Source organism: Ramlibacter sp. (assembly GCF_035554825.1).
Taxonomy (GTDB): Bacteria; Pseudomonadota; Gammaproteobacteria; order Burkholderiales; family Burkholderiaceae_C; genus Ramlibacter.
In genome coordinates this window covers 1-5,775 of sequence record NZ_DATMHS010000132.1, presented here as the reverse complement: position 1 = coordinate 5,775, position 5,775 = coordinate 1, and the positions used below count along the sequence as shown (strand labels likewise).

The following is a 5,775-nucleotide window of genomic DNA, read 5'->3' as shown; positions in this document are numbered from 1 at the left end:
GTCGTAGAGCACCACGCCCAGGTAGCGGATGCGGCCCACGCAGGTCTCGGAGCACACGGTGGGCTGGCCCGCCTCGATGCGCGGGTAGCAGAACACGCACTTCTCGGCCTTGCCGCTCTGCCAGTTGTAGTAGATCTTCTTGTAGGGGCAGCCGGAGACGCACATGCGCCAGCCGCGGCACTTGTCCTGGTCGATCAGGACGATGCCGTCCTCCTCGCGCTTGTAGATCGAGCCCGACGGGCACGAGGCGACGCACGCCGGATTGAGGCAGTGCTCGCACAGCCGCGGCAGGTACATCATGAAGGTGTTCTCGAACTGGCCCACCATCTCCTTCTGCACCCGGTCGAAATCGGCGAAGTTGGCGTCCTTCGAGCGTTTCGAGAATTCCCCGCCCAGGATCTCCTCCCAGTTCGGGCCCCACTCGATCTTCTCCATGCGCTGGCCGGTGATCAGGCTGCGCGGGCGAGCCGTCGGGGCTGCCTTCATTTCCGGGGCGGTCTGCAGGTGCTCGTAGTCGTAGGTGAAGGGCTCGTAGTAGTCGTCGATCTGCGGCAGGTTCGGGTTGGAGAAGATGCGCATGAGCAATTGCCACTTGCCGCCCTGGCGCGGCTCGATCGAGCCGTCCACCAGGCGCCGCCAGCCGCCGTTCCACTTGCCCTGGTTCTCCCACTCCTTGGGGTAGCCGATGCCGGGCTTGGTCTCCACGTTGTTGAACCACGCGTATTCCATGCCGGGGCGGCTGGTCCACACGTTCTTGCAGGTGACCGAGCAGGTATGGCAGCCGATGCACTTGTCCAGGTTCAGGACCATGCCGATCTGTGCGCGGACTTTCATGCTGCGGCTCCTTCCGTGGCGCGGATTTCCTCGTCGAGCCAGTCGACCTTGTTCATCTTGCGCACCACCACGAACTCGTCGCGGTTGGTGCCGATCGTTCCGTAGTAGTTGAAGCCGTAGCTGAACTGGGCGTAGCCGCCGATCATGTGGGTGGGCTTGAGCACGATGCGAGTGACCGAGTTGTGGATGCCGCCGCGCTGGCCGGTGATCTCGGAGCCGGGGGTGTTGATGATCTTCTCCTGGGCGTGGTACATCAGCACCATGCCGGGGTTGACGCGTTGGCTGACCACCGCCCGGGCCGCGATCGCGCCGTTGACGTTGAACAGTTCGACCCAGTCGTTGTCGGCGATTCCCGCCTTCTTCGCGTCGTCCTCCGACAGCCAGATCACGGGCCCGCCGCGATTGAGCGTGAGCATCAGCAGGTTGTCGCTGTACGTCGAGTGGATGCCCCACTTCTGGTGCGGGGTGATGAAGTTCAGCAGGATCTCGGTGTTGCCGTTCGGCTTGATGCTTTCGATCGGCCCGGTCGTCTTCAGGTCCACCGGCGGCCGGTAGCTGGCGAACGCCTCGCCGAACGCCGACATCCACGGGTGGTCCAGGAAGAACTGCTGGCGCCCGGTGAGGGTGCGCCATGGAATCAGCTCGTGGACGTTGGTGTAGCCGGCGTTGTACGAGACCTTCTCGCTCTCCAGCCCGCTCCAGGTCGGCGACGAGATGATCTTGCGCGGCTGCGCCTGCACGTCGCGGAAGCGGATCTTCTCGTCCTCCCGGTGCAGCGCCAGGTGCGCGTGCTCGCGGCCGGTGGCCTTGGAGAGCGCTTCCCAGGCTTTCACGGCAACGTGGCCGTTGGTCTCGGGCGCCAGCTGCAGGATCACCTCGCAGGCGTCGATGTCGGTGTCGATCGCGGGCAAGCCTTGCGTGGCGCCGGCTTCCTGCACCGTCCCGTTGAGCTGCCCCAGCTGCTCGACCTCCGTCTGGGTGTTCCAGGCGATGCCCTTGCCGCCGTTGCCCACCTTGTTCATCAGCGGCCCGAGGGCGGTGAAGCGCTTGTAGACGTTCGGATAGTCGCGTTCGACCACCGCGATGTTGGGCGCGGTCTTGCCCGGGATCAGGTCGCACTCGCCGCGTTTCCAGTCCGCCACGCCGAAGGGCTGGGCCAGCTCGGCCGGCGTGTCGTGCATCAGCGGGCTCAGCACCACTTCCTTTTCCACGCCCAGATGACCCGGGCACAGCTCGCTGAACTTCCTGGCGAAGCCCTTGTAGATCTCCCAGTCGCTCCTGGCCTGCCACGCCGGATCGACGGCCGTCGAGAGCGGGTGGATGAACGGGTGCATGTCGCTGGTGTTGAGGTCGTTCTTCTCGTACCAGGTCGCCGTCGGCAGCACGATGTCCGAATACAGGCAGGTCGTGCTCATGCGGAAGTCGAGCGTGACGACCAGATCGAGCTTGCCTTCCGGCGCCTTGTCGTGCCAGACCACCTCCTGCGGCCTGGCCTCGTCGGCGCCCAGGTCCTTGCCCTGGACGCCGTGGCTGGTGCCCAGCAGGTGCTTGAGGAAGTACTCGTGGCCCTTGCCGGACGACCCCAGGATGTTGGAGCGCCACACGAACAGGTTGCGCGGCCAGTTGGCGGGATGGTCGGGGTCCTCGCAGGACATGCGCAGCGAGCCGTCCTTGAGCGCCTTCACGGCGTAATCCCTGCCTTCCATGCCGGCAGCCTGCGCGTCGCGGACCACCTGCAGCGGATTGGTCTGCAGCTGCGGCGCCGACGGCAGCCATCCCATGCGCTCGGCCCGCACGTTGTAGTCGATCATGCTGCCGGCGAAGGCCTTCTTGTCCGCGAGCGGCGACAGCACTTCCTCCACCCCCAGTTTCTCGTAGCGCCACTGGTCGGTGTGGGCGTAGAAGAAGCTGGTGGAGTTCATCTGGCGCGGCGGGCGGATCCAGTCCAGCGCGAACGCCAGCGCGGTCCAGCCGGTCTGCGGCCGCAGCTTCTCCTGCCCGACGTAGTGGGCCCAGCCGCCGCCGCTCTGGCCGATGCAGCCGCACATCATCAGCATGTTGATGACGCCGCGGTAGTTCATGTCGCTGTGGTACCAGTGGTTCATGGCCGCGCCGATGATCACCATGGACTTGCCGCGGGTCTTGTCGGCGTTGTCGGCGAACTGGCGCGCCACCGTGATCACCTGCTCGCGCGGCACGCCGGTGACCTTCTCCTGCCATGCCGGCGTGTATGGCGTGTCCTCGTCGTAGCTCCCCGCCGCGAGTTCGCCCTCGATGCCGCGCGGCACGCCGTAGTTGGCAACCTGCAGGTCGAACACCGTCGCGACCAGCGCCTGGCGCTCCTCGCCGGCCTTGCCCAGCGCGATCGTCTGTACCGGCACGGTTCGCACCAGCACGTCGCCGCCCTGCGCGTTGTGCGCGAAGTGCGGGGTCCGGTTGCCGCCGAAATAGGGGAAGGCCACCCTGGCCGTTTCGCTGCTCGCCGCTTCGCCTTCCAGCACCGACAGCTTGAGCTTGACCGGCTGACCGTTGCGCGCTTCCTTGTCTTCCAGGTTCCACTGGCCGGCGTCCGGGCGGCCGTCCGGACCCCAGCGGAAGCCGATGGCGCCCTTGGGCAGGACCACCTTGCCGCGCTCGTCCATGGCGACCGTCTTCCACTCCGGGTTGTTGGACTGGCCCAGCTTGCCGTTGAAGTCGGAGGCGCGCAGGTAGCGGTCCGGCACCATGACCGTCTCTCCGGAGGGCAGCTGGTGTTCCTTCAGCATCACCAGCATCGGCAGGTCGGTGTAGCGGCGCGCGTAGTCGTCGAAGTAGCCGCTGCGCTTGTCGAAGTAGAACTCCTTGAGGATCACGTGGCCCATGGCCATCGCGACGGCCGCATCCGTTCCCTGCTTCGGATGCATCCACAGGTCCGACAGCTTGGCGACTTCGGAGTAGTCGGGTGTGACGGCGACCGTCTTGGTGCCCTTGTAGCGGACCTCGGTGAAGAAGTGCGCGTCGGGGGTGCGCGTCTGGGGCACGTTGGAGCCCCAGGCGATGATGAAGCTGGAGTTGTACCAATCGGCCGATTCCGGCACGTCGGTCTGCTCGCCCCAGATCTGCGGGCTCGACGGCGGCAGGTCGCAGTACCAGTCGTAGAAGCTCATGCAGACCCCGCCGATCAGGCTGAGGTAGCGGCTGCCGGCGGCGTAGCTCACCATCGACATCGCCGGGATCGGCGAGAAGCCGATGACCCGGTCCGGTCCATGGGCGCGAATGGTGTGGATGTTGGCCGCGGCGACGATTTCGTTGACCTCGTCCCAGCTGGAACGGGCGAAGCCGCCCAGGCCGCGCTGCTGCTGCCAGCTCTTGCGCTTGGCTTCGTCACCGACGATGGTCGCCCAGGCGAGCACCGGCGCCATGGTGCGCCGCGCATCGCGCCAGGCCTTCAGCAGCCGGCCGCGCACCATCGGGTACTTGACCCGGTTGGCGCTGTACAGGTACCAGCTGTAGCTGGCGCCGCGGGCGCAGCCGCGCGGCTCGTGGTTGGGCATGTCCCAGCGGGTGCGCGGATAGTCGGTCTGCTGCGTTTCCCAGGTGACGATCCCGCCCTTGACGTAGATCTTCCAGGAACACGACCCGGTGCAGTTGACGCCGTGGGTGCTGCGCACGACCTTGTCATGCGCCCAGCGGTCGCGGTAGGCATCCTCCCAGGTGCGGTCTTCGCCGGTGGTCTGGCCGTGGCCGCCGGAGAAGGGCTCGCGCGTCTGCGAGAAATAGGTCAGTCGATCGAGAAAATGGCTCATGGTCGTTCTCTTCTGGGTGAGGGGCTGCCGTCGTGCAAACCGCGCCTGCAGGGCGGGGGGCCTGTCAAGCGCGGGGCACGGCGGCTCAGTGGTGTCTTGTCTGCGGCACGGTGCCGGTGTTCAGCAAGGCATCGGCGCGTTCTTGCGCGCGTAGTACCACCACGTGATGGCGATGCACAGCAGGTAAAAGGAGATGAACACGTACAGCGCCGCCTCGGGGCCGCCGGTCATCGTGATCGAGGTGCCGTAGCTCTTGGGGATGAAGAAGCCGCCGTAGGCCGCCATCGCCGCCGTGAAGCCCAGGGTCGCGGCGCCTTCGGTGTTGCCTTCCTTGATGGCCTGGGCCTTCGCGGCCGGGTCGTTGGACCTGGCGCGGGCCAGGGCCAGGCTCTGGAAGATCACGGGGATCATGCGGAAGGTGGAGCCGTTGCCGATGCCGGTGGTGAGGAACAGCACCAGGAACATGAGGAAGAATCCGGTGAAGCTGCCACCGGACGGCCCGCTGGGGAGGAAGTACAGGACGCCGACCACGGCGGCGGCCATCACCACGAAGTTCCAGAACGTGACCCGCGCGCCGCCCAGCTTGTCCGACAGCCAGCCGCCGAACGGGCGGATCAGCGCGCCGACCAGCGGGCCGAGCCAGGCATAGGCCAGCGGATTCACGCCGGGGAACTGGTTCTTGATCAGGAGGGGGAAGCCCGCCGCGTAGCCGATGAAGGAGCCGAAGGTTCCGAGGTACAGCAGGCACATCAGCCAGTTGTGCTTGCGCCGGAAGATCGTCGCCTGGGTGGCGAAGGATGCCTTCACGTCGGCGATGTCGTTCATGCCGATCCACGCGGCGATCGAGGCCAGCAGGATCCACGGCACCCAGATGAAGGCCGCGTTCTGGGTCCACACCTGCACCGTGTGGCCATCCTTGACGATGGTCTGCGCATCGCCGCCGAAGATGCCGAACACGCCGGCGGTGACCACCAGCGGGCTGAGGAACTGGACGACCGAGACCCCGAGGTTGCCCAGGCCGGCGTTGACGCCCAGCGCCGAACCCTTGCGCTCCTTCGGGAAGAAGAAGCTGATGTTGGCCATGCTGGAGCTGAAGTTGCCGCCGCCGAAGCCGCACAGCAGCGCCAGCATCAGCATGGTCGGATAGCTGGTCGTG

Annotated in this window: 3 protein-coding genes; all 3 read right to left on the bottom strand. The window is 66.3% G+C overall.

Annotated elements, in window-relative coordinates:
• Window positions 1–834 (bottom strand): nitrate reductase subunit beta (narH, locus tag VNT59_RS16270; protein ID WP_325499978.1); only part of this gene is annotated, 834 nt, incomplete at its 3' end.
• On the bottom strand, window positions 831–4,619 hold the full coding sequence (locus tag VNT59_RS16265; protein ID WP_325499976.1) for a nitrate reductase subunit alpha: 3,789 nt from the start codon (window positions 4,617–4,619) through the stop codon (window positions 831–833). The genes narH and VNT59_RS16265, both read right to left, overlap by 4 nt.
• Window positions 4,620–4,739: 120 nt before the next feature.
• Window positions 4,740–5,775, bottom strand: a 1,036-nt coding sequence (locus tag VNT59_RS16260) for an MFS transporter (RefSeq protein WP_325499974.1), incomplete at its 5' end; no start/stop codon positions are given.

Excerpts from the sequence above, each read along its gene's own strand:
- VNT59_RS16265 (WP_325499976.1), bottom strand. The coding sequence starts at position 4,619 with ATGAGCCATTTTCTCGATCGACTGACCTATTTCTCGCAGACGCGCGAG.